Raw genomic sequence first — 23,846 nt, forward strand, 5'->3', positions numbered from 1 at the left:
CCGATGAGCCTTTTATCATCCCCGCGTGAAGAATTTGAAACGGTGTTGCAGCCGCTGACGAGCGTGCCGCTGGAACGTGAATTACCGCTCGGTCAGCGCCTGTGGCAACAAGGCTGGTTACGTAAAAGTCTGATCCTGATTTTGCTCGCGGTCCTGTGGGAGGTGGTTGCCCGCGTACAGAACAACGACCTGCTGCTGCCGAGTTTTCTGCAAACCGGGAGCGCGCTGTACGACGGTTTGCTCAGTGGCGAGTTGCTGGGCAAGGTGTGGATTTCCCTGGTGGTGTTGCTCAAGGGTTACCTGATCGGCATCGTGCTGGCGTTTGCCCTGACCACCCTGGCGGTCTCGACGCAGTTCGGTCGCGATCTATTGAGTACGTTGACCTCGATGTTCAACCCGCTGCCGGCGATTGCGCTGTTGCCGTTGGCGCTGCTGTGGTTTGGCCTGGGGCAGAACAGTCTGATTTTCGTGTTGGTGCATTCGGTGCTCTGGGCGCTGGCGTTGAACACTTATGCCGGGTTCCTCGGTGTCTCGGAAACACTGCGCATGGCCGGGCGCAATTACGGCCTCAAAGGCATGCGCTTCGTGCTGTTCATTCTGATCCCGGCAGCACTGCCATCGATTCTCGCCGGGCTGAAAATCGGCTGGGCCTTTGCCTGGCGCACACTGATCGCTGCCGAATTGGTGTTCGGCGCCACCAGTGGCAAGGGCGGTTTGGGGTGGTACATCTTCCAGAACCGCAATGAGCTGTACACCGACAAGGTGTTTGCCGGGTTGGCAGTCGTGATCCTGATCGGCTTGCTGGTGGAAAACCTGGTGTTCAGCACGCTGGAGCGGGTTACGGTGAAGCGTTGGGGGATGCAGCGTTGATCGATCTTTGATCTGCTAGCATTGCGTCTGAATCATTCAAGATCAGACATGAGTGCTCAGCATGCAACTCCCGGATATGAACTTGTTGGTCGCCCTCGACGCCTTGCTCGACGAGGGCAGTGTGGTGGGCGCCGCGCGGCGGATGAATCTCAGCCCGGCGGCGATGAGTCGGACGCTGACGCGCATTCGCGAGGCCATCGGCGATCCGATCCTGGTGCGCGCCGGTCGTGGTTTGGTGCCGACGCCCAAGGCGCTGGCGTTACGCGAGCAGGTGCGTGACGTGGTGGAGCAGGCCGCGCTGTTGTTTCGCTCGGCCGATGCGGTGGAGCTGGGCACGTTGCGCCGTCGGTTCAGCATTCGCGCCAATGACTTTTTCGTTGGCGTTTACGGCGGGAAACTGTTCGACACCCTGGATCGTCAGGCGCCGCACTGCGAACTGCGTTTTGTGCCGGAAGGCGATGGCGATGATGAGGCGCTACGCGAAGGGCGGATCGACCTGAGCATCAGCAATACCCGGCCGTTGACTCCGGAAGTGAAGATTCAGAACCTGTTCTCTACTCATTTCGTCGGCCTGGTTCGCGAAGACCATCCGCTGTTCGACGAAGAGATCACGCCCGAACGGTTCGCCGGGTTCTCCCATATCAGCATGTCCCGTCGCGGCATCGCCCGTGGCCCGATCGATAACGCGCTCAACGCCTTGGGGCTGGAGCGGCGGGTGGCGGTGATTGCGCCGAGTTTCCATGCGGCGATGTTTGCCTTGCCTGATTCCGATTTGATTTTGCCGGTGCCCAAGGAAGCACTGCTGAGTGTCCAGCGCCTGGGCCTGAAGCTGCGTTCCTTCACGCTGCCGATCCCGCTGCCGACCATTATGCTGACCCAGTCCTGGCACCCACGTTTCGACAAAGACCCAGCGCACCGCTGGCTGCGCGAGACCCTCAAAACCTGCTGCGACGATACGTGGCTGGCCGCACAGCCGACCTCAAGTTGATCACTCACTGATCGTTCCCACGCTCCGCGTGGGAATGCCTCTAGGGACGCTCCGCGTTCCAGCTCGCGAAAGGGACGCGGAGCGTCCCGGGCTGCATTCCCACGCAAAGCGTGAGGAACGATCGAATTGCTGCATCAGACGCACTTATAAGCTTCCGATAAGTCAATTTTCGTAAGGTCCCGCGCTTCTTAAAATGCTTCGGTATTCAAACCCCGGAGCTTGCAGTCATGACTTCCCTCACGGTCACGGCACCTCTCGCCGCGGCCAGCCCGGCTGCCGTCACGCCACCGGTCTTTGGTCCGCGAATCATCATCGGCCTGGTGGGCGTGTTGTTGGCGGTGCTGGTGTCGGGCCTGAACGAGATGGTGACCAAGGTCGCCCTCGCCGACATCCGCGGCGCATTGGCCATCGGCTACGACGAAGGCACCTGGCTGGTCGCCAGTTACACCGCAACCTCGGTGGCGGCCATGGCTTTTGCGCCGTGGTGCTCGGTGACGTTCTCACTGCGACGTTTCACCCTCTGCGCCATTAGCGCATTCACCCTGTTGGGCGTGTTGTGCCCGTTCGCTCCAAACTATGAAAGCCTGCTGGTCATGCGCACCTTGCAAGGCCTGGCCGGCGGCGCGTTACCGCCGATGCTGATGACCGTCGCGCTGCGTTTTTTGCCGGCCAACGTGAAGCTTTATGGTCTGGCCGGTTATGCCCTGACCGCGACGTTCGGCCCGGGGCTCGGCACTCCGCTGGCCGGGTTGTGGACCGAACACGTCGGATGGCAGTGGACCTTCTGGCAAATCATCGCACCGTGTCTCATCGCTATGGCGGCGGTGGCTTATGGTTTGCCTCAGGACCCGTTGCGCCTGGAACGCTTCAAACAATTCAACTGGCGCGGTTTGCTGCTGGGATTTCCGGCGATCTGCATGCTGGTGATCGGCATTTTGCAGGGCAATCGGCTGGACTGGTTTGAGTCGAGCCTGATCTGTGGATTGCTTGGGGGCGGGTTGTTGTTGCTGGTGCTGTTCCTGATCAACGAATGGTCGCAGCCGACGCCGTTTTTCAAGATGCAGATGCTCGGCATCCGCAACCTGTCGTTCGCCTTGCTGACCCTGGCCGGGGTGCTGGTGGTGTTGCTGGCGGTGATCATCATTCCGTCCAGCTACCTGGCTCAGGTCCAGGGTTATCGCCCGGTTCAGACCGCGCCGATCATGTTGCTGGCAGCGTTGCCGCAGTTGATCGCGCTGCCGTTGGTGGCGGCGTTGTGCAACCTGCGCTGGGTCGATTGCCGCTGGGTGCTGGGGATCGGCCTGAGCATGCTGACGCTGTCCTGCATCGGTGGGTCGCAGCTGACGTCGGTGTGGATTCGCGACGACTTCTATGGGCTGCAACTGCTGCAAATCTTCGGTCAGCCAATGGCGGTGCTTCCGCTGTTGATGCTCTCGACCGGCAGCATCAGCCCGATGGAAGGGCCCTTCGCTTCGGCCTGGTTCAACACCGTAAAAGGCCTGGCGGCGGTGATCGCCACCGGCGTACTGGAGGCGTTGACCACCTCAAGGCTGCATTTCCACTCGGTGATGCTGGTGGACAACCTTGGTAACTCACCCCTGGTCGACAGCGACAGCGCGGGCCTTGCCCACCGGCTGCATGAGCAGGCCGTGGTGCTGACGGCATCGGATCTTTATCTGTGCATGGCCGGCGTCGCACTGGCGCTGATCCTGCTGAATTTCTGGCTGCCGACGCGGATCTATCCGCCGCGCGCGCCGACTTGAATGCTTCACTGAAACAGAAGGTTTTTATGACGACTCAATCAAAGCAAAAAGTGGCCGTCGGCGTCGCCGCGGTGGTGGCGCTCGGTGTGCTGGTTTATTTGCTGGCGCCCGGCCTCTTCGGCAAGCGCACGCAACAAAACACCAATGATGCCTTTGTCTCGGCGGACTTTACGCTGGTGGTGCCGCGCGTGGCCGGGTTCATCAAGGAAGTGCTGGTGGAGGACAACCAGCAGGTCAAGGCCGGGCAATTGCTGGCGCTGATTGATGACCGGGATTTGCGTGCCGCCGCTCAAGCGGCAGACGCCGAAACGCTGGTGGCGAGGGCGCAACTGCAAAATGCCCGTGCGACCCTTGAGCGTCAGGCTTCGGTGATCGCTCAGGCCCAGGCCACAGTCGTGTCGGCCAAGGCTGAAATGGCCTTCGCCGAGCATGAATTGAATCGCTACAACCATCTCGCCGGAGTGGGCGCTGGCACGGTGCAGAACGCCCAACAAGCGCGGACTCGCATCGATCAGGCCACCGCGCGGCTGGCTAACGTGACGGCGGTGCTGGCGGCGGAGCGCAAGCAGGTGGAAATCCTCACCGCCCAGCGTGACGCGGCGGAAGGAGGATTGAAACGGGCGCAAGCGGCGCTGGAAATGGCCAGCTACGAGCTGTCCTACACACGCATCGTTGCACCTCAGGACGGCATGGTCGGCGAGCGCGCCGTTCGGGTCGGCGCCTATGTCACGCCGGGGAGCAAAATCCTCGCGGTGGTGCCGCTTGCGCAGGCCTATGTGGTCGCCAATTTTCAGGAGACCCAACTGACCGACGTGCAACCGGGGCAGGACGTGCAAGTGCGTGTGGACAGCCTCGGCGGCCAGGCCTTGAACGGTCGCGTCGAGAGCATCGCACCGGCCACGGGTGTGACGTTCGCCTCGGTCAAACCGGACAACGCCACCGGTAACTTCACCAAGGTGGTGCAGCGGATTCCGGTGAAAATCGTCCTCGATCCAGGTCAGCCATTGGCGGAGCGATTGCGCGTGGGGATGTCGGTTGAGGCGAGTATTGATACTGCCAGTGCCAGCGAGCATGAGGTTGCTCAACGATGAAGACTTTCGTTGCCGGGGCTGACGTCATCGCGAGCAAGCTCGCTCCCACAAGGGACCGCATTTCAATGTGGGAGCGAGCTTGCTCGCGAAGAGGCCGTCAGCCTCAACTCAGCTTTTGCGCCTTGCTGATCATGAGCCTCTCAGCCTGCACTGTCGGTCCGGACTTTCAAAAGCCTCAGGCACCGCAAATCGCCGAGTGGTCGAAACCATCCAGGTCCGCCGCCAGCCAAGCCATCGCAGAAACCATGGACGAACGCTGGTGGGAGGTGTTCCACGACCCGAAACTCTCGGCCCTGACTCAACGTGCCTTGACCGATAACCTCGACCTGAAACTCGCCAGCAGCCGCTTGCAACAAAGCCGCGCTGTGCGTCAGGTGATCACTGCCGACCGTTACCCGAATACCGCCGCCACTGGCAGCTACGGGCGTAAACGCAACAGCGGCGAAGGCTTGAACGATCCGTCGGGACACAACGGTGACTCGGCTTACAACCTGTGGGACGCAGGCTTCTCCGCGTCCTGGGAACTGGATTTCTGGGGCCGTGTGCGTCGCGAAACCGAAGCCGCCGATGCCACCCTGGAAGTCGCGGAAAACGACCGACGCGGCGTGCTGCTGTCAGTGCTCGCCGAAACCGCTCAGGATTACATTCAGCTGCGCGGTGTGCAAAGTACGCGAGCCGTCACCGAGGAGAACCTCGACGTCGCCCGCCACAGCCTGAAACTCTCGCAGCTGCGCCTGGCCGACGGTGTCGCCACCGACCTGGATGTCGCCGAAGCCGCCGCCCAGGTAGCGGCTATCGAATCGCGTCTTCCCGCGCTGGAGCAGCGCCAGTCGCAACTGATCAACGCCTTGAGTCTGTTGATGGGCGAGCCGCCGCAAGCGCTGTCTGCCGAGTTATCCACAGACGCCCCGGTGCCGCAAACCCCGCGTCAGGTTGCTATCGGCCTGCCGTCGCAACTGGCCGAACGCCGTCCGGACATCCGCCAGGCCGAAGCCCGCCTGCATGCCGCGACCGCGAGCATCGGTGTGGCCAAGGGCGATTTCTATCCGCGGATCACCCTGTCGGGCAATATCGGATGGCAAGCCATGCAGCTCAGCGATTTCGGCTCTTGGGGCTCGCGCTCCTTCGGTATCGGCCCGCAATTCAGCCTGCCGCTGTTTGACGGCGGTCGCCTGCGCGGCGTGCTGCACTTGCGCGAAGCCCAACAACAGGAAGCCGCCATCGCCTACCAGCAAACCGTGCTGCGCGCCTGGCATGAAATCGACGATCAACTGACGGCCTACAACGCCAGCCAACTGCGTCGCGACAGCCTCGCCGAAGCCGTGCGCCAGAACCAAATCGCCCTGCGGACTGCGCAACAGCAATACGTGGAAGGGGTGGTGGATTTCGTCAACGTGCTGACGGTGCAGGGCGCGCTGTTGGCGACTCAGGAGCAGTTTGTGGAGAGCTCGACCGGGGTGTCGCTGGCGATGGTCGGGTTGTACAAAGCGTTGGGTGGGGGATGGGAGTCGGTGTATCCGGTGGCAAATGTCGTTACCAATAATCCGGTTTGATGGCCGGCGTCTTACGGGTAGGCACGCGTTCCGGGAACTGGTGTGACTGCAACTCTTCTGCAGAGATGACTCGACGCATCCAATGGGAATGTTCCTTTAGCGAACCTGGTGAAGGACTGTTCAATTCAGCTCGATGAGGAAGAATGACCCCGATAGTTATGTCAGGAAAATCTTCGCGAATAGCTTTAAGGGCTGGAGTCATGTCTGTGTCGCTGGAAACCAGTACGAGTTGTTCAATACGGTCATGCACTTCAAGAGCGGCTTGCTTGGTAGCAGTGCGGTACATGCTGATCGCGATGTGAACATCCGTTTCTTTTTCTTCAAGCTTCCAAATGTCGACCTTGTCTTGACGTGAAGCACCTGTTTTCCTGTCTATGAAGCGCGGAGCTTTCGCCGGTTCGAGCGAGTGCCGGCCATAGTGCACTGCTACTTTGGTCGCTTTCAGTGCTCGCACATAGGAGTCTTGAGCCTCTTTCGAGATTCTGCCCCGAGTGGCGAGTATCGGTTTGACGGAAGAAGTGAAGTAATCAACGGAGATGATTGAGCTTTGCGGGTTTTCGATATGTGCGACATGGGCCAGCAGGCCTTTGAGGTTGAGCCACTTATAGGGAGTGCCCGCGAGCAACCCGTAAAACAGATTGTAGCCATCAACAAAAAAAGCGGTGCGCACTAACTTAATCCTCAAAAACGAAAAAACCGGCCTAGGCCGGTTTCTTCACCCCAACTGCCAGAGAACTGAATCTCTGCGTACGGGGTTGAGTTGGAGCAATCCTAAGTCGTGCTCGCCACGCACGTCAACCACCGATTGACCAGGAGCTACACGACGGCATGCACTCCAGCGCCGGCGAGTCAGTTTTGATCACCGGCCTAGGTGATGGTCAAGGCGTTGTTGGCCTGATCTATTAGTGATTGCTACAGGAAGAGTGTCGAGGTGCTGCATTTCGATAAAAGTTTGAAGTGTCCACCGCTGCTCTCCGTATCGATTGAATGTATGTTCCCAATTTGATGTGGGATTTATTTCAGAGAGGTACTGAAGGAAAGCCCAGGTCTGTGCTGAGAAATTTGTCTATTTTGAAACAGCACATTTCTACCCAATGACGCCCATCCGCTTGACGCCCACCCACGCTGTCATAGACTCCGCTCATCCGTCAGGGAGATACGGTTATGCGACTTGTTCGTGTGTGGGTTATTGGATTGACCTTTGTAACATGCGTTGTACAGGCGCAAACGCCTGCGCCAGATGATCCGCTGCTGGACAGCAGCGGCAGTGCAAATGCTAGCAGTGAGGCCCGTGGTGTGTTGCGTGCCCGGGATCAGGCGGTGCTCGCCAGTGAGTTGTCCGGGCGTATTGTCGAGTTGCCGTTCAGTGAGGGCGAGTCGTTCAAGAAGGGCGACACCCTGGCGCGTTTTGACTGTTCGGCTTATCAGGCCCAGCTCAATGCGGCCCAGGCTGCCAGCCGTGGTGCCGGTGAAGAGCTGTCCCACAACAAGCAGCTGGCGGCGTTGAATTCGGTCGGGCGTTTTGAAGTGGCGCGGGCCGAGGCCAAGGTCAGCGAAACTCAGGCGCAATCCCAGGTCTATCAGGTTCAGGTCAAACGCTGCAGCGTGCTGGCGCCGTTCGATGGCCAGGTCGTCGAGCGAAAGGTCAAACGTTATGAAAGCGTCGCCGCCGGCACGCCGTTACTGGACGTGGTCGACAACCGCACCCTGGAAATTCATCTGCTGGTGCCGTCACGCTGGATGGCCCGGCTCAAGCCTGGCCAGACCTTCAGTTTTGTTCCCGATGAAACCGGTCAGCCACTGGATGCCACGGTCAAACGCCTCGGCGCACGGATTGACGAAGGCAGTCAGACCTTGCTGCTGGTGGCGACGCTTCCCAACGCCAATGGTTTGCTGGCCGGCATGAGTGGCACCGCACGTTTCGCGGAGCTTAAATGAACGCGCCCGTTGCGGGTGGCGCCGAACAGGTGTTCGCAAGGTTTCTGGATCTCGAACGCCAGACCCGCGCCGCTCGCACGCCTGCGCAATTGGCCTACAGCCTGGTCAATGACGGTCAGGCGCTGTTCGGTTTTCGCCACGCGGCGCTGTTGATTGCCGGCAAAGTGCAGGCCGTGACGGGCGTCAGTGCGGTGGAGCCGAATGCGCCGTTTGTGGCGTTTGTCGAGGAGGCCGTGGCGCAGTTGTTCAAGCTCGAGGTGCTGAAACAGGCGCGGGTGATCCCGGCGAATGTTCTCGGCGAATCGATTCAGGTGGACTGGCAAAGTCTTTCCGCTGCTCAGGTGTTCTGGCTGCCACTGATCGATCACCAAGGTGAAGTGTTTGGCGGTCTGTGGCTGGCGCGGGATCTGCCGTGGAATCCTTCCGAGCAAGTGTTGCTGTCGCAATTGGGTGACACCTACAGCCATGCCTGGTTGGCGCTGCAGCCGCGCAAACCGTGGCGACTGCGCTGGACGCGAAAACGTCAGCTGGTGTTGGTCGCGGTGGTGTTGCTCGGGCTGCTCATTCCGGTGCGTCAATCGGTGCTGGCTCCGGCCGAGGTTGTTCCGCTGGGCGGCCGAGTCGTTGCGGCGCCGCTGGACGGGGTGATTGCCGAGTTCCTGGTCAAACCCAATCAGACGGTGAAAGCCGGCGACCTGTTGTTGCGCTTTGAAAGCACCACGCTCAAGGCCCAGGCCGACGTGGCCGAGCGCGCCTTGGGCGTTGCTGAAGCTGAGTTGAAGGCCAACTCCCAACGCTCGTTCGCCGACGCCGAATCGAGCTCGAAAATCGATCTGCTCGCCGCGCGAGTCGAGCAAAAACGTGCTGAACGGGATTACGCCCGCGAACTGCTCAAGCGCAGTGAAGTGCGCGCCGAGCGGGACGGTATTGCGGTGTTCGCCGACGCGGAGCGCTGGACCGGTAAACCGGTGCAGACCGGCGAGCGGCTGATGGAAATCGCCGACCCGACCCAGGCTGAGTTGCGCATCGAACTGGCGGTGGGCGATGCGATTGCGCTGGAGCCGGGCGCGCAGGTCGCGCTGTTTCTCGACAGCGATCCATTGCAACGGCATCTGGCCCGGCTCGAACGCGCGGCTTACGAAGCACAACCCACGGCTGGCGGACAGCTGGCGTATCGGCTCGACGCCAGTTTCCAGCAAGCGCCACCGCGTATCGGGTTGCGGGGGACGGCGAAAGTCTTCGGTGACCGTGCGCCGCTGGCGCTGTACCTGTTACGCAAACCCCTGGCCGGTTTGCGCCAGAGCGTGGGGCTTTAGATGAGCCTGCCGAACCTGCGGGCAGATTTGCAGCTGACGCCTGCATCACCGGCGCTTGATGGCTCGCCGCGCTGGACCCTGGCCGATCCGGTGCGCGGTCGCTATTTCAAACTCGGCGTGGCGGCGATGCGCCTGCTGCGTCACTGGTCCTTGGGTGATCCTGAACAGGTGCTGCGTGCAGCCAACCGCGAGCCAGGTTTGCCACTGGATGGCGCGGAGCTTGAGCAATTGCTGGGATTTTTGCGCAGCCACGACCTGATCACCGCCCTTGATCCGCAACAGCGCGCCAGTTACAGCCTCAAAGCGGCCGCTCAACGGCAATCGATATGGCAGATCTTGCTGCACCAATACCTGTTTTTCCGCATTCCGCTGTGGCGTCCGGACGCTTTTCTCAATCGCGCCTGGCCATGGCTGGAGCGCTTCGGCCCGCGCGCGTTGCGCTACGGATTGCCGGCAACCCTGGGGCTCGGCGTGTTTCTGGTGTCCCGGGACTGGCAACGCTTCATCGCGACCTTCCCGCATTTGTTCAGCCTCGGCGGCGCGCTGGCGTTTGGCGTGGCGCTGTTCTTCGCCAAGCTCTGCCACGAGTTCGGTCACGCCTTCATGGCCAAGCGCGCCGGTTGTCGGGTGCAGAGCATGGGCGTGGCGTTCATGGTGTTGCTGCCGATGTTTTACACCGATGTCAGCGACGCCTGGCGGGTCAATGATCGCCGCGCGCGGTTGCTGATTGGCGCCGGCGGCGTGCTGGCGGAATTGCTTTTGGCGAGCATCGCGCTGCTCGCCTGGTCGCTGTTGCCAGACGGTCCCGGACGCGCGGCGGCCTTCCTGCTCGCCAGCGCCACCTGGATGACCACGCTGGTGATCAACCTCAACCCGTTCATGCGCTTTGATGGTTATTTTTTGCTCAGCGACTATTGGCAAGTCGACAACCTTCAAGGGCGTGCGTTTGCCCTTTGTCGCTGGCGCTTGCGTGAGTTTTTATTCGGTTACGGTGCGCCGGCGCCGGAGCCATGGTCGCCGAAGATGCAACGGCGTTTGCTGATCTGGGGTTACGGCTCGTGGCTGTGGCGTGCGGCGTTGTTTTTCGGGATTGCGCTGGCGGTCTACCACCTGTTCTTCAAGGTGTTGGGGATTTTCCTGATGCTGGTGGAGCTGGCGTGGTTCATCTTCCTGCCGATCATGAGTGAGTGGCGGCAATGGTGGACTCGCCGCGAACAGGCGCATGCGCCTCGGGTGCTGCTCAGTGGCCTGGCCTTGTTTGGGCTGTTGCTGATGCTGGTCGTGCCGTGGCGCAGCGCCGTGGAGTTGCCGACCATGCTGGAGGCTGGCCGTGCCAGTGCCTTGCACGCACCAGTCGCGGCGCGGGTCAAAACGGTGAATGTTCACGATGGTGAAGCGGTTGCCCAAGGCCAGGTTTTGATTGAGCTGGAATCCCCGGACCTGGATTCGCGTCAGGCCATCGTCCGTCGCGAAATCCAGATCCAGCAGTTGCAGATGCGCCGCCAGGCCAGTCGCAGTGAAACCGCCGCAGATGCCGGTATCGTCGAACAGCGACTGGCCGAAGCGGTGGCGGAATACCGAGGCCTGGTCGCCCAGCGTGAGCGCTTGCTGCTGCGGGCGCCCCACGCCGGTAAGGTGCGCGATCTGTTGCCGCAGTTGGCGGTCGGTCGCTGGTTGTCGAGCAAAGATACGCTGGCGCGGGTGGTCGAAGACGGCGCGCGGGTGCGCGGTTATCTGGCCGAGGTTGAACTCTGGCGTGTTGCCACGGGTGCCAGCGGACGCTTCATCGCCGACGATCCGATGCACCCGGCGATCGCCGTGCAACTGAGCGAAATCGACACCAACGGCGCGGAATTTGTCGATCAGGAAGCGTTGACCTCTGATCACCATGGGCCCATTGCCGTGCGCCGGGATCAGCATCAAAGAGCGGAGCCGGTACAGGCTCAATATGGAGCGCGGTTGAGCGTCCTCGAGGAGGTACCGACGCCGGTGCAACCCTTGCGCGGCATTGTGGTGTTGCAGGGGCGCGGCGAGTCGTTGCTGGGTGTCGCCTGGCGGCGGTTGGCAGCGCTGGGCGTAAGGGAAAGCGGTTTTTAAGGAGCGTAGCGATGGCGAATACCGATTCAGTGGCGGCCGAAGGATTAGTGGTGCGGCCTTCACGGGCCAGTGATGGGGCTTTTTTGCACAGCCTCTATCAGTCGGCGCGGCCGGATCTGCAATGGATTGATGATGAGCAGGAGGTGGTTGAACAGGTGGTGGCCCAGCAATTTCAAGTGCAAGAGCAAGGTCTGGGGGAGCGTTTTCCCAACGCGATGCATTACGTGATCGAGAAGCTCGACACGGCCATCGGTGCGCTGACCACCGATTTTGGCCCGAATGAAATTCGTGTGCTGTACCTGGCGTTCATTCCCCAGGCTCGCGGCCAGGGCTATGGCCGCAAGGTGCTGCAAGGTGTACAGAAAGCCGCGCAACAGGTTCGTTGCCCGGTAGCGACGGTGGTCTGGGCTAATAATCCCCATGCGCGCCAGCATTACCTGGCGCTGGGGTTTCAGGTCGAAGAGCGCAACCCGGCGGCGGAGCGGTTGGTGTGGTATCCCGCTTAGGCCTTCGGCCTCCGTTCAATTGAACGCGATGTAGAAATACCCCACGCCCGGGTCACGCCCCATGGCCGGTACCCGGGAGACAAAGATGTTTTCCACCTGACCCAGTTCCGGCAACTCCAGCGTACATAACCCATCGACAAACTCTGTGGGCCGCAGGCTGTTGAACTCGACACTGAACGGCATGCGCTCGTTGTTGGGCATCCGCGCTCGGGGTGTTTCTTCAAGGCTGTCGATATGGATTGGTAATTCACTTCCATCCGGCAGTCGCAGAGTCCCCGTCTTGCCCAGCAGCGCCTGAAAGTGATGGCTTTGAACCTGTTGCAGCATGGCGTCACTCCAAATTGAAAGTGGCCGGGGGAGTTGAATCCCCCGGCGGCTCCTCAGTTGCGCGAAGGGAACAGCCCATTCAAGGCGATGCTGAAGTTGAGCACCAGGAACGGGTTCATCGTTTCCATGGGCAGGCCGTTACCGGCGGACGAGATTTCTCCCGTGACCGTGGTGGCTGCGCCTTTAAGTGGCACGGCAGCAGCGCCTTGCGCGTCGGAGTAGATGCTCGCCGAACCCGGACCGCCGCCCGAAGCACCGATGTACGAGTTGGTCGCGGTCGGGTTGGTGACCGGGTTGCTCGCCGGGCTGGCCAGTTGCAGCGTGGTGGTGGCCGTGAGCCCGGACAAGGCGTGCGTGTGGTTGGGCAGGTTGGTGATGGTCGCGGTGACGTTCTCGGTTCCGGAGAATTCGCCGATGACGCGTGGGGTCAGGCCCAGGCCGTTGCCCTGTGCCATCGGCAGACGGCCTTGCAGGTTGGGTAGCATGAAATTGGTGGTGCCATTGCCTCCATAGTAGGTTCCCAACAGTGAGAAAAGCGCCTGGTATTGCGAGATCCCCAGCGTCTGGCCGTTGCACAGGGCCCAGCCGTTGGGGGCAAAGTTAAAGGCGAAAGACTGAACAGTGCCCATGAATACTTCCATAGTTCCTCATCCCTCTGTTTAGTTGTCTGGCGCGCGACAAGGGTGGCCCGGGCATCCGGGCACATCGTTGCAATCAGCCGACTCCATTCATCTCCCTGGCTGGGTCACGCCACGCCAGAGCGTAGTTGATCCGCATAACGGCCGAATGTCGTTGGTCGCAAAGCCAGCATCGACGACGGCGCTGTCGCTGTCCTACAGTGATTACAAGCTTCAAGGTTTTTCACCGGCAGTCTCGAGGGGAGGCAATGGAGGCGCGCAGAGAAACGCCGCTTGACGGCACCCAAGGCCCCCACGCGGCACCCGGCGCCTGGGCGAGTGTTCAGCGCTTGCTTCGATGGGTGCGCGAACATTGGCTGCTGCCGATCCTGGCATTGGCCGCGCTGGTGCGTTTTTATGACCTGACCGCGGCGGCGGTCTGGGGTGATGAAGGGTCCAGTCTGTTGCTGAGCCAGTATTCGCTGGCCGGGATCTGGGTGCATGCCGCCCATGACGTGCATCCGCCGCTGTATTTCATGCTGCTGCATGGCTGGATCGAGCTGTTCGGCAATGGCATTTTTTCGATTCGAAGCCTGAGCGCGCTACCGGGGATTGCCACCGTGGCGCTTAGCGTCTGGCTGGTGGACTTGCTCGCCACTCGCCGCGCCGCGTTGTTGGCCGGCGTCCTGTTGGCGTTGCTACCGACCGCCGTGCGTTACAGCCAGGAAGTGCGCATGTATTCGTGGCTGGGGCTGTGGCTGATCGGTGCCACGATTGCCCTGGTTTACTGGATCAAACGCCCCGGACGTAAACGCTATCTGGTGATGTACGCACTGCTGATGAGCGCGGCGTTCTACACCCATTACTTCACCGCCCTGTGCGTGCTGTGTCACTGGCTGTATCTGGGGCTGATCCGCGTACAGCCTGGCTATCGATTGCGGCATATCCAGCAGCCCGGCTGGTGGGTGGCGAACATGGCGATCGTGTTGGTGTACTTGCCGTGGGTGCCCAACCTGATCGATCTGATTCAACACATGGATCAACTCAAAGCCAATGGCGATGTGGGGTGGGAGGCACCGGTCACGTTCGGCTCGTTGCCTTCGATGATCTGGTCGTTCCTGATCCAGGACGATGGCGAGACCCTGACTACACCGGTTTTCATCACGTTGCCCTTGGCATTGCTAGCCTTGGTGTGGGTGGCGTTGGCGCGGGATCGCAGTGTCATTCGTGGCAGTGCATTGGTGGTGATCTACACCGTTTTGCCGTTGCTGCTGGTGTTTTCGGTGTCGTTCATCTCGCCAGTGTTCATCGAGCGTTACCTCACCGCGTATGCCCTCGGCTTGCCGATGATTGCTGCTCTGGCCATTGATCGCTTGTACGCGGTCTTTCGGGTGCTGGCCGTGACGGTGCTGGTGTTGTTTGTCGGCGTTGAACTGGTGGGGTTGAACAACAACGCCACGGTGGATACCAACGATCAAATCAGCGTCATGGTCGACTACGTGAACCAGCACTTCGTTGCCGGTGACCGGATCGTCACCAGCGACATGCTCTGGTACCTCAGTTACGTCTATTACAACCGCACCGACGCCAAACCGCTGCTGTACACCCCGCCGTCGGCCAAGGGTGTTTCGAGCCGGCCGAATGCCTATGGTTTCGGCACGCTGGTCACCCAGGATATTTACCTCGATAGCCTCGGTGATTTGCCAAAAGGCACTGGCCGAGTGTGGTTGATCGGCACCGTCGATGTGCCGGACGAATTCGCGCCGTTGCCCGCAGGCTGGCAGCGCGTTGGTGAAACGCAGGCGGGAGGCGCCAACGCGCGCTTGTTCGTGTTGCATTGAGCCTGTAACCAAAATCGCGTTTTTCAGACGATTTAGTTTCGATTTGATATCAAAACACCATTACCCGTAAGGCGGTTCATGGTCTAGTCTCCGTCGTACATAAAGGATTTATGACCAGGGTGAAGGGATTGCCACAGTTCCATTTTATTTCCGGCTTGCCGCGTTCAGGCTCGACCCTGCTTTCTGCCATTCTTTTGCAGAACCCGCGCTTTCATGCCGGCATGACCAGCCCCGTTGGCGCCCTGTTTTCCGGTGTTCTGGAGCAGTGCAGCGCCGGCAGCGAGTTCGGTGCGGTGATCGATACCGATCTGCGCCGCCGTTTGCTTCGCGGACTATTCGACTCCTTCTACGCCGACAAGGCCGACAAACCGGTGGTGTTCGACACCAATCGGTTATGGAGTTCGCGCCTGCCGGCCATCAGCGATCTGTTCCCTCAAGCCAAGGTGATTGCCTGCGTGCGCAATGTCGCCTGGGTCATGGACAGCATCGAGCGTTTGTATCGCGTCAACCCCTTTGAAAACACCAAGCTGTTCGGCGACGCGGTCGAGCGCAATACGGTCTACAGCCGTTGCGAAACTCTGGCGCAGCGTAATCGTCTGGTGGGTTTTGCCTGGGCAGCACTCAAGGAAGCCTATTACGGCGAACACGCCGATTCGTTGCTGATTGTCGATTACGACTTGCTGACCCAGGCGCCTGATCGGGTGATGCGGCTGGTCTACGACTTCATCGGCGAACCCTGGTTCGAGCATGACTTTGACAACCTCGCCTACGACGCGCCGGAGTTCGATCTAGCCCTCGGTGTATCCGGTTTGCATAAAGTAAAACCCAAGGTCGAGCGGCAATCGCGGCGCACGATCCTGCCTCCGGATTTGTTCAAGCAATACGCAGAATTGTCCTTTTGGCTCGATGGCTCAGCCAGCGCTGCCAATGTCATTCGTATGAAGGCCGACGCCGCGATTAGTTGATCGCGGCGTTTTCATTGACGCGTCAAGCAAAAGTTCGAGTTCGGGTGAGCAGCATGTGGTGGAGCAACGGCAAGTCGCGAGTTACCAAAGGCGCACGGGCGCTGGCCTCTCCCATGATCATGTCCCTGGAGCCGCGCATGCTGTTCGACGGCGCGGTGGCGGCCACGGTGGTCGACGCGGCCCAGCCTGACAGTCATACCACGGCTGAAGCGGCCAAGGCGCAGACGACCGACCAATCGGTCGCCAGCAAGGACACCCATGGCCAGGCCGATGCCACACCAGCACCCGCTGCGGTGGTGGGGCAGAGCGTGATATTCGTCGATTCGCGGGTCAAGGATGCCGACAGCCTGCTCAAGGGCGTGGCGCCTGGTACTCAAGTGGTTCAGCTGGATGCGACCAGGGACGGATTGCAGCAGATTGCCGACTATCTGGACACCCATCAGGGCATCAGTTCAGTGCAGATCATCGCCCATGGCAACGCGGGCGATCTGTGGCTGGGCGATAGTTATCTGTCCGCCGACAACGTCGCGGCCCGCAGCGCCGTGCTGGCGGAAATCGGCAAGGACATGAACGTCGGCGGCGACATCATGATCTACGGCTGCTACACCGCCGAAGGCCAGCGCGGCTTGAGTTTCGTCGATTCCCTGGCGCAATTGACCGGCCGGGATGTGGCCGCGTCCAGCAATCGCACTGGTGTCGGTGGCGACTGGGATCTGGAAATCGCCACCGGCAACATCGAAAGCGCCAACGTCCTCTCGACCACGGCCATGAGCGACTATCAGTGGGGCCTGGCCACCTGGACCGCCACCAACAACGCCAACACGGGCGTCGGCTCGTTGCGTGCCGCCCTCGCCTCGGCGCAGAACGGCGATATCGTCACCTTCAGCAGCAGCATGACGGTGCAGCTGACCTCTGAACTGCTGATCAACAAGAACATCACCGTTGATGGCGACTTGAACAACGACGGCGCGGCTGACGTGATTCTCGATGGTCAGTACAGGACTCGAGTGATTGAAGTGAGCTCAGGCAGTATCGTGACGCTCGATGGCCTGGTGATCACCCGTGGCCTGGTGTCGGGCACGGGCGGTAACGGTGGCTACGGTGCCACGGGCGCGATGGCCGGGGGCATTTTCAACGCAGGGCTTCTGACCCTGAACAACGTTACCGTGACCTCCAACGGTGCTTCCGGTGGCGGTGGCGGCGGCGGGGTCACGGGTGCTTTTTACGGCGGTGGCGGTGGTGGCGGCGGCGGTCTGGGCGGCCAGGGCGGCGGGCATGGCGGTTCGGCAGGTCCGGGTACCGGCACATTGGGCGGCCAGGCGGGCAGCGGCGGTGTCGGCGGTTACGGCGGCGGTTATGACGCCACCCACATGGGCGGTCGCGGCGGTACCACCACTGGCGGGGCTGGCGGGCTGGGCGTTTCCTATTACAGCAACGGCGGTAACGGTGCGACGGCCACCAATGGCACGATTTCCATTGGTGGCGGTGGCGGCGGGGCCGGGTGGGACAAGGTCGGTGGCGCCGGCGGCAACGCGGTGGGCGGGATCTACAACGCCAGCAGCGGCACCCTCACCATCGTCGGCACGTCGACTATCAGCAACAACATCGGCGCCGGTGGCGGCGGTGGCGGTGGCGGTGGCCAGGGCAGCAATGCCAGCAATGGCGGCATCGGCGGTCGGGGCGTCGGCGCGATCTGGAACAAAGGCACGCTGCTGATGACGGCCGCCAACTTCGCCGCCCTGGCCGGTAATGCCGCGGCCAGTGGTGCAGGCGGTACCGCGCAGGGCGGAGGTACAACCGGCACCTCGCCGACCTCCGTCGCGACCATCTACAACGACGGCGGTGTACTCAACACCGCGTATGCGCCGCCACCGACCGCGACCATTGTGGTTGCTGACACCACACTGGGCATCGGCGAAACGTCCTTGGTGACGATCACTTTCTCCGAGGCCGTGACCGGTTTCACCAATGCCGACCTGACCATCGCCAACGGTACGTTGACGGCAGTGAGCAGCAGCGATGGCGGCATCACCTGGACGGCAACGTTCACCCCGACTGCCAGTATTTCCGATACGACCAACGTCATTACCCTGGACAACACCGGGGTGATAAACGGGCTGGGCACCGCCGGCGTCGGCACTACCAATTCCAATAACTACACGGTCGATACCGTACGCCCGACCGCGACCATCGTGGTGGCGGACAATGCGCTGAGAGTCGGCGAAACCTCGCTAGTGACCATCACCTTCAACGAAGCGGTCACCGGTTTCACCAATGCGGACCTGACGATTGCCAACGGCACCTTGAGCGCGGTGAGCAGCAGCGATGGCGGCATCACCTGGACGGGGACCTTCACCCCAACCGCCAGCATCACCGACGCAACCAACCTGATCACCCTGGACAACACCGGGGTCAGCGACTCGGCGGGCAACGCCGGCAGCGGCACCACCGACTCCAACAACTACGCCATCGATACCGTGCGGCCGACCGCGACCATTGTGGTGACGGACACCGCGCTGAAAATTGGCGAAACCTCTCTGGTGACCATCACCTTCTCCGAAGCAGTGAGCGGTTTCACCAACGCCGATCTGACGATTGCCAACGGCACGTTGACCTCGGTGAGCAGCAGCGACGGTGGCATCACCTGGACCGCCACGTTCACCCCGAACGCGAGCATCAATGACACGACCAACCTGATCACCCTGAACAACACTGGGATCAGCGACTTGGCGGGCAACGCCGGGAGCGGCACCACCGATTCCAACAACTACGCCATCGATACACTCCGCCCAACCGCAACCATCGTGGTGGCGGACAATGCGCTGAGAATCGGCGAAACCTCACTGGTGACCATCACCTTCTCCGAGGCTGTGAGTGGTTTTGCCAACGCAGACCTGACCATCGCCAACGGCACGTTGACCGCGGTGAGCAGTAGTGACGGCGGCATCACCTGGACGGCGACCTTCACCCCGACCGCGAGCATCAACGACACCACCAACCTGATCACCCTGGACAACACCGGGGTCAGTGATCTGTCGGGTAATGCCGGCAGCGGCACCACCGACTCCAACAACTATGCCATCGACACCGTGCGCCCGACGGCCACCATTGTGGTCGCGGACACGGCGCTGAGAATCGGCGAAACCTCTCTGGTGACGATCACCTTCAGTGAAGCGGTCAGCGGTTTTACCAACGCGGATTTGACCATCGCCAACGGCACCTTGACGGCGGTGAGCAGCAGCGACGGCGGCATTACCTGGACGGCGACGTTTACCCCAAGCGCCAGCATCAACGACACAACCAACTTGATCACTCTGAACAACACGGGCGTGGCCGATCTGTCGGGCAACGCCGGCAGCGGCACTACCGATTCCAACAACTACGCCATCGACACGCAACGCCCGACCGCCACGATTGTGCTGGCCGATACGGCGCTGACAGCGGGCGAAACTTCGCTGGTGACCATCACCTTCTCCGAGGCGGTGACCGGTTTCACCAACGCGGACCTGAGCATCGCCAACGGCACCTTGACGGCGGTGAGCAGCAGTGACGGCGGCATCACTTGGACTGCCACGTTTACCCCGACAGCAGGCATCGTCAGTGCGACCAACGTCATCAGCCTGGCTAACACCGGCGCGGCCGATCTGGCGGGCAATACCGGCAGCGGGATCAGTTCCTCAGGCAACTACGCCATCGACACAGCCCCACCGACCGCGACGATCGTGGTGGCCGACAACGCCCTGAAAATCGGTGAAACGTCACTGGTGACCATCACCTTCAACCAGGCAGTGACCGGTTTCACCAACGCCGACCTGACGATTGCCAACGGCACATTGACCGCGGTGAGCAGCAGTGACGGCGGCATCACCTGGACCGCAACCTTCACCCCGACTGCCAGCATCACCGATACGACCAACCTGATCACATTGGACAACACCGGCGTACAGGCTGCCGCCACCGGCAACGTGGGCAGCGGCACTACCAATTCCAATAACTACGCCATCGACACCGTGCGCCCGACGGCCACGGTCGTGGTGGCGGACACGGCACTGAGAATCGGCGAAACCTCGCTGGTGACCATCACCTTCAGTGAAGCAGTCAGCGGTTTCACCAACGCAGATTTGACGATCGCCAACGGCACGTTGACCTCGGTGAGCAGCAGCGACGGCGGGATCACCTGGACCGCCACGTTCACGCCTTCCGCGAGCATCAACGACACCACCAACCTGATCACCCTGGACAACACGGGCGTGGCCGACCTGTCAGGCAACGCCGGTAGCGGCACCACCGATTCCAACAACTATGCCATCGACACGCTGCGCCCGACCGCGACCATCGTTCTGGCCGACGCTACCCTGAGTGCCGGCGAAACCTCGCTGGTCACCATTACCTTCAGCGAAGCGGTGACCGGTTTCACCAATGCCGACCTGTCCATCGCCAATGGCACCTTGACCGCGGTGAGCAGCAGCGACGGTGGCATCATCTGGACCGCGACTTTCACACCAACCGTTGGCGTGAATGACTCGAGCAATGTCATTACCCTGGCCAATACCGGTGTCACCGATATGGCCGGAAACACCGGCAGCGGCACGACTAACTCTGGTAACTACACCATCGATACGGTGCTGCCGACGGCCACTATCGTCGTCGCCGATAACGCGCTGAAAGTCGGCGAAACCTCGCTGGTAACCATCACGTTCTCCGAAGCAGTGACCGGTTTCAGCAACGCCGACCTGACGATTGCCAATGGCACGTTGACGGCGGTGAGCAGCAGCGATGGCGGCATTACCTGGACAGCGACGTTCACGCCGACGGTCAGCATTACCGACGCGACCAACCTGATCAGCCTGGACAACAGCGGCGTGCAAAATGCCTCGGGCAACGCCGGCAGCGGCACTACCGATTCCAACAACTACGCCATCGACACCGTGCGTCCAACCGCAACCATCGTGGTGGCGGACACCACGCTGGCGCTTGGCCAAACCTCGGTAGTGACCATCACCTTCTCCGAGGCGGTGACCGGTTTCACCACCGCCGACCTCACGGTCGCCAACGGCACCCTGAGCAACCTGAGCACCAACGATAACATCACCTACACTGCGACTTTCACGCCGGCGGCGAGCATCAATGATGCGACCAATCTCATCACGCTGGACAACACCGGCATTGCGGACGCGGCCGGCAACACTGGCGTTGGCACCACCGATTCCAACAACTACGTGATCGACAGTCTGCGTCCGACCGCCACGATCGTGATCGCCGACAGCACGCTCAGCGCTGGCGAAACCTCGCTGGTAACCATCACCTTCAGCGAGGCAGTCAGCGGTTTCGACAACAGCGACTTGAGCATCCCTAACGGCACCTTGAGCGCGGTGAGCAGCAGCGATGGCGGCATCACCTGGACGGCGACCTTCACGCCGACAGTTGGCGTCAGGGACACCTCTAACCTGATCAGCCTGAACAACAGCGGCGTGGCCGACATTGCCGGCAACGCAGGCAGCGGCATCACCAATTCGGCCAACTTCACCATCGACACCGTGCTGCCGACGGCCACCATTGTGGTTGCCGACAACGCGCTGAACATCGGCGAAACCTCGCTGGTGACCATCACCTTCTCCGAGGCGGTGAGCGGTTTCAGCAACGCCGACCTGACCATCGCCAACGGCACGTTGACGGCGGTAACCAGCGGCGATGGCGGCATCACCTGGACGGCGACATTCACCCCGACCAGCGCAATCACCGACACCAGCAACCTGATCACCCTGGACAACACGGGTGTGCAAAACGCCTCGGGCAACACCGGTAGCGGCACCACCGATTCGAACAACTATGCCATCGACACCGAGCGTCCAACCGCGACCATCGTAGTGGCGGACTCGGCGTTGGGCGTTGGCCAAACCTCGTTGGTGACCATCACCTTCAGCGAGGCAGTAAGCGGTTTCGATAACAGCGACCTGACCATTGATAACGCAACCCTGAGCAATGTCAGCAGCAGCGACGGCGGACTTACCTGGACCGCCACATTGACGCCTGTGGCCGGCATCACCGACACCAGCAACATCGTCCGCCTGGATAACACCGGCGTTCAGGACCTGTCGGGCAACGCCGACAGCGGCACCACCGACTCCAACAATTACGCCATCGACAGCCAGCGCCCGACCGCGACCATTGTGTTGAGCGATACAACCCTGAAGCCGGGCGAAACCGCGCTGGTGACCATCACCTTCAGCGAAGCGGTGAGCGGTTTCGACAACAGCGATTTGAGCGTCGCCAACGGTACGTTGAGCAATGTCAGCAGCAGCGACGGCGGCATCACCTGGACTGGGACGTTCACTCCTGCCATCGGTGTGACCGACGCCACCAATCTCATCACCCTGAACAACACTGGCGTCTCGGACCTGGCCGGCAACTCGGGCTCGGGCACGACAAACTCCGCCAACTATGTGGTGGAGACCCAGGTGCCGACCGCAACCATCGTGGTCGCCGACAACACCCTCAAGGCCGGTGAAACCTCTGGGGTGACCATCACCTTCAGCGAAGCGGTCAGCGGTTTCACCAATGCGGACCTGACGATCGCCAACGGCACGCTGAGCAACGTGTCGTCCAGCGACGGCGGCATTACCTGGACCGCCACCTTCACGCCCACCATCAATGTGACCGATACCACCAACCTGATCAGCCTCGACAACAGCGGTGTGACCAACGCTTCGGGCAACAGTGGCGTGGGCGTGACCGATTCCAACAACTACGCCATCGACACGACGCGGCCGACGGCGACCATTGTGGTGGCGGATAACCGCTTGGGCATCGGCGAGACGACCACGGTCACCATCACCTTCACCGAGACGGTTTCAGGTTTCGACCTGTCGGACCTCAGCGTCGCCAATGGCACCTTGTCCAACCTGCTCAGCAGCGATGGCGGCAAGACCTGGACCGCCACACTGACCCCGACCGCCAACATCGACGACACCACCAACCTGATCCTGCTCGACAGCAGCAATGTGGCGGACGCCGCGGGCAACGCCGGTGCCGGGATCGCGATCTCCAACAACTACGCGCTCGATGCGACTCGGCCGACCGCCACAATCGTCGTTGCCAACCCGAACCTGAGCATCGGCCAAACCACGCTCGTGACCTTCACGTTTAGCGAAGCGGTGAGCAACTTCGACCTGTCGGATTTAAGCGTGACCAACGGCGAGCTGACCAACCTGACCAGCAGCGACGGCGGCAAGACCTGGACCGCGACCTTCACGCCGACCGCGAGCATCACCGACCCGAGCAATTTCATCGCGTTGGACACCAGCAACGTCAGCGACGGTTCCGGCAATACCGGCACTGATGTGGCGGTGTCCAATAACTACACCATCGACACCGTGCCGGTGCAGACGCCTGCCGTGGTGGTGACACCTGATCCGCTGGCCCGGATCCCACCACCGGTGACCGTATCCGATCAGCCCAACGTGCCACTGCAACCGATCATTTTCACTCCCCCGACCGGCGATCTCGGCTCACCGCTGACCTTTGCCCCGTTGTTCGAAAACCGCGTGATCGGCAATGGCATCCGGCCGCTGGGCGACATCTTCATGAACCACGGCGCGCTGGCGCCCAGCTTCATCGCCCAGGTGTTCAGCAGCAGTGACGCCGGTGGCGATGGCTCGGGCAACGGCTTCCTCGGCTTTGGCGGTGGCGATGGCGGGGTGTTCAGCACCAGCACGTTGTCGAGTCTGTTCAATCAGGACTCCGGCAACGAACGGGACTCGCTGAGTTCATTCGGCAGTCGTTCGATCAAGGCCGGGGATGTTTCACAGGGGCTGCGCGGCGTGTTTGGTGCGCCGAGTCTCGTCCAGCAATTGCAACAGCTCAAAGACACCGAGCAACGGCAGGTCGACAGCCTGGCCGCGGCTTTGCGACAGGTCGGCATCAGCGAAATGCAGGCCTGAAAATAATACTTAAAACGGTGCGTCACCCAGGGGC

At 61.3% G+C, this 23,846-nt stretch carries 15 protein-coding genes; 12 read left to right on the forward strand and 3 right to left on the reverse strand.

Annotated features, from left to right (window positions below; all coding sequences use genetic code 11):
• Nucleotides 1–3 precede the first annotated feature (3 nt).
• From ACMXYI_RS07660 to ACMXYI_RS07680, 5 genes are all read left to right on the forward strand, one after another.
• Nucleotides 4–870, forward strand: a complete 867-nt coding sequence (locus tag ACMXYI_RS07660; protein ID WP_033058673.1) for an ABC transporter permease — start codon at nucleotides 4–6, stop codon at nucleotides 868–870.
• Between the two features lie 61 nt (nucleotides 871–931).
• Nucleotides 932–1,858 carry a LysR family transcriptional regulator gene (locus ACMXYI_RS07665; protein ID WP_415772574.1) on the forward strand — a complete coding sequence of 309 codons (927 nt, stop codon included), beginning with the start codon at nucleotides 932–934 and terminating at the stop codon, nucleotides 1,856–1,858.
• Nucleotides 1,859–2,085: 227 nt separating this feature from the next.
• The gene (locus ACMXYI_RS07670) at nucleotides 2,086–3,621 is read left to right on the forward strand and encodes an MFS transporter (RefSeq protein WP_415772576.1); all 1,536 of its coding nucleotides are present in this window, start codon (nucleotides 2,086–2,088) and stop codon (nucleotides 3,619–3,621) included.
• Nucleotides 3,622–3,647: 26 nt separating this feature from the next.
• Nucleotides 3,648–4,712 (forward strand): HlyD family secretion protein, encoded by a 1,065-nt coding sequence (locus ACMXYI_RS07675; RefSeq protein ID WP_415772578.1) that lies wholly within the window; start codon nucleotides 3,648–3,650, stop codon nucleotides 4,710–4,712.
• Nucleotides 4,709–6,265, forward strand: coding sequence for an efflux transporter outer membrane subunit (locus ACMXYI_RS07680; protein WP_415772579.1), 1,557 nt, complete (start codon nucleotides 4,709–4,711; stop codon nucleotides 6,263–6,265). The genes ACMXYI_RS07675 and ACMXYI_RS07680 overlap by 4 nt, the downstream gene beginning before the upstream one ends.
• Here ACMXYI_RS07680 and ACMXYI_RS07685 read toward each other — a convergent pair.
• Complete coding sequence (locus ACMXYI_RS07685; protein ID WP_415772581.1) at nucleotides 6,246–6,935, reverse strand: NYN domain-containing protein; 690 nt, start codon at nucleotides 6,933–6,935, stop codon at nucleotides 6,246–6,248. The genes ACMXYI_RS07680 and ACMXYI_RS07685 overlap by 20 nt on opposite strands.
• 494 nt (nucleotides 6,936–7,429) lie before the next feature.
• Between ACMXYI_RS07685 and ACMXYI_RS07690 the strand changes: the two genes are divergently transcribed.
• The 4 genes from ACMXYI_RS07690 to ACMXYI_RS07705 are packed head-to-tail and all read left to right on the forward strand — an operon-like array spanning nucleotide 7,430 to nucleotide 12,122.
• Nucleotides 7,430–8,203, forward strand: coding sequence for an efflux RND transporter periplasmic adaptor subunit (locus tag ACMXYI_RS07690; RefSeq protein ID WP_415772583.1), 774 nt, complete (start codon nucleotides 7,430–7,432; stop codon nucleotides 8,201–8,203).
• Nucleotides 8,200–9,519 carry an efflux RND transporter periplasmic adaptor subunit gene (locus ACMXYI_RS07695; protein ID WP_415772585.1) on the forward strand — a complete coding sequence of 440 codons (1,320 nt, stop codon included), beginning with the start codon at nucleotides 8,200–8,202 and terminating at the stop codon, nucleotides 9,517–9,519. Before ACMXYI_RS07690 ends, ACMXYI_RS07695 begins: the two co-directional genes overlap by 4 nt.
• A complete protein-coding gene (locus ACMXYI_RS07700) occupies nucleotides 9,520–11,616 on the forward strand; it encodes a biotin/lipoyl-binding protein (RefSeq protein ID WP_415772587.1) in 2,097 nt (698 codons plus the stop codon). It begins immediately after the preceding gene.
• A gap of 11 nt (nucleotides 11,617–11,627) precedes the next feature.
• Nucleotides 11,628–12,122, forward strand: a complete 495-nt coding sequence (locus ACMXYI_RS07705) for a GNAT family N-acetyltransferase (RefSeq protein ID WP_415772588.1) — start codon at nucleotides 11,628–11,630, stop codon at nucleotides 12,120–12,122.
• A 15-nt stretch (nucleotides 12,123–12,137) separates the two neighbouring features.
• On the opposite strand, the gene ACMXYI_RS07710 is transcribed toward ACMXYI_RS07705, so the two are convergent.
• Together ACMXYI_RS07710 and ACMXYI_RS07715 are read right to left on the reverse strand one after the other, a co-directional pair.
• Nucleotides 12,138–12,449: a DUF6916 family protein gene (locus tag ACMXYI_RS07710; protein WP_415772590.1), complete on the reverse strand. Its 312-nt coding sequence runs from the start codon at nucleotides 12,447–12,449 to the stop codon at nucleotides 12,138–12,140.
• Between the two features lie 53 nt (nucleotides 12,450–12,502).
• Nucleotides 12,503–13,090 carry a phage tail protein gene (locus tag ACMXYI_RS07715; protein WP_415772592.1) on the reverse strand — a complete coding sequence of 196 codons (588 nt, stop codon included), beginning with the start codon at nucleotides 13,088–13,090 and terminating at the stop codon, nucleotides 12,503–12,505.
• A 245-nt stretch (nucleotides 13,091–13,335) separates the two neighbouring features.
• Between ACMXYI_RS07715 and ACMXYI_RS07720 the strand changes: the two genes are divergently transcribed.
• The 3 genes from ACMXYI_RS07720 to ACMXYI_RS07730 all read left to right on the forward strand — a co-directional run bounded on the left by ACMXYI_RS07720 (nucleotide 13,336) and on the right by ACMXYI_RS07730 (nucleotide 23,812).
• Nucleotides 13,336–14,907, forward strand: a complete 1,572-nt coding sequence (locus tag ACMXYI_RS07720) for a glycosyltransferase family 39 protein (RefSeq protein WP_415772594.1) — start codon at nucleotides 13,336–13,338, stop codon at nucleotides 14,905–14,907.
• Between the two features lie 110 nt (nucleotides 14,908–15,017).
• Nucleotides 15,018–15,872, forward strand: coding sequence for a sulfotransferase family protein (locus tag ACMXYI_RS07725; RefSeq protein ID WP_415772596.1), 855 nt, complete (start codon nucleotides 15,018–15,020; stop codon nucleotides 15,870–15,872).
• Nucleotides 15,873–15,925: 53 nt separating this feature from the next.
• Entirely contained in the window at nucleotides 15,926–23,812 is a 7,887-nt protein-coding gene (locus ACMXYI_RS07730) for an Ig-like domain-containing protein (RefSeq protein ID WP_415772598.1), read from the forward strand.
• Nucleotides 23,813–23,846 lie beyond the last annotated feature (34 nt).

It is taken from the genome of Pseudomonas lyxosi, assembly GCF_047758685.1.
GTDB lineage: Bacteria > Pseudomonadota > Gammaproteobacteria > Pseudomonadales > Pseudomonadaceae > Aquipseudomonas > Aquipseudomonas lyxosi.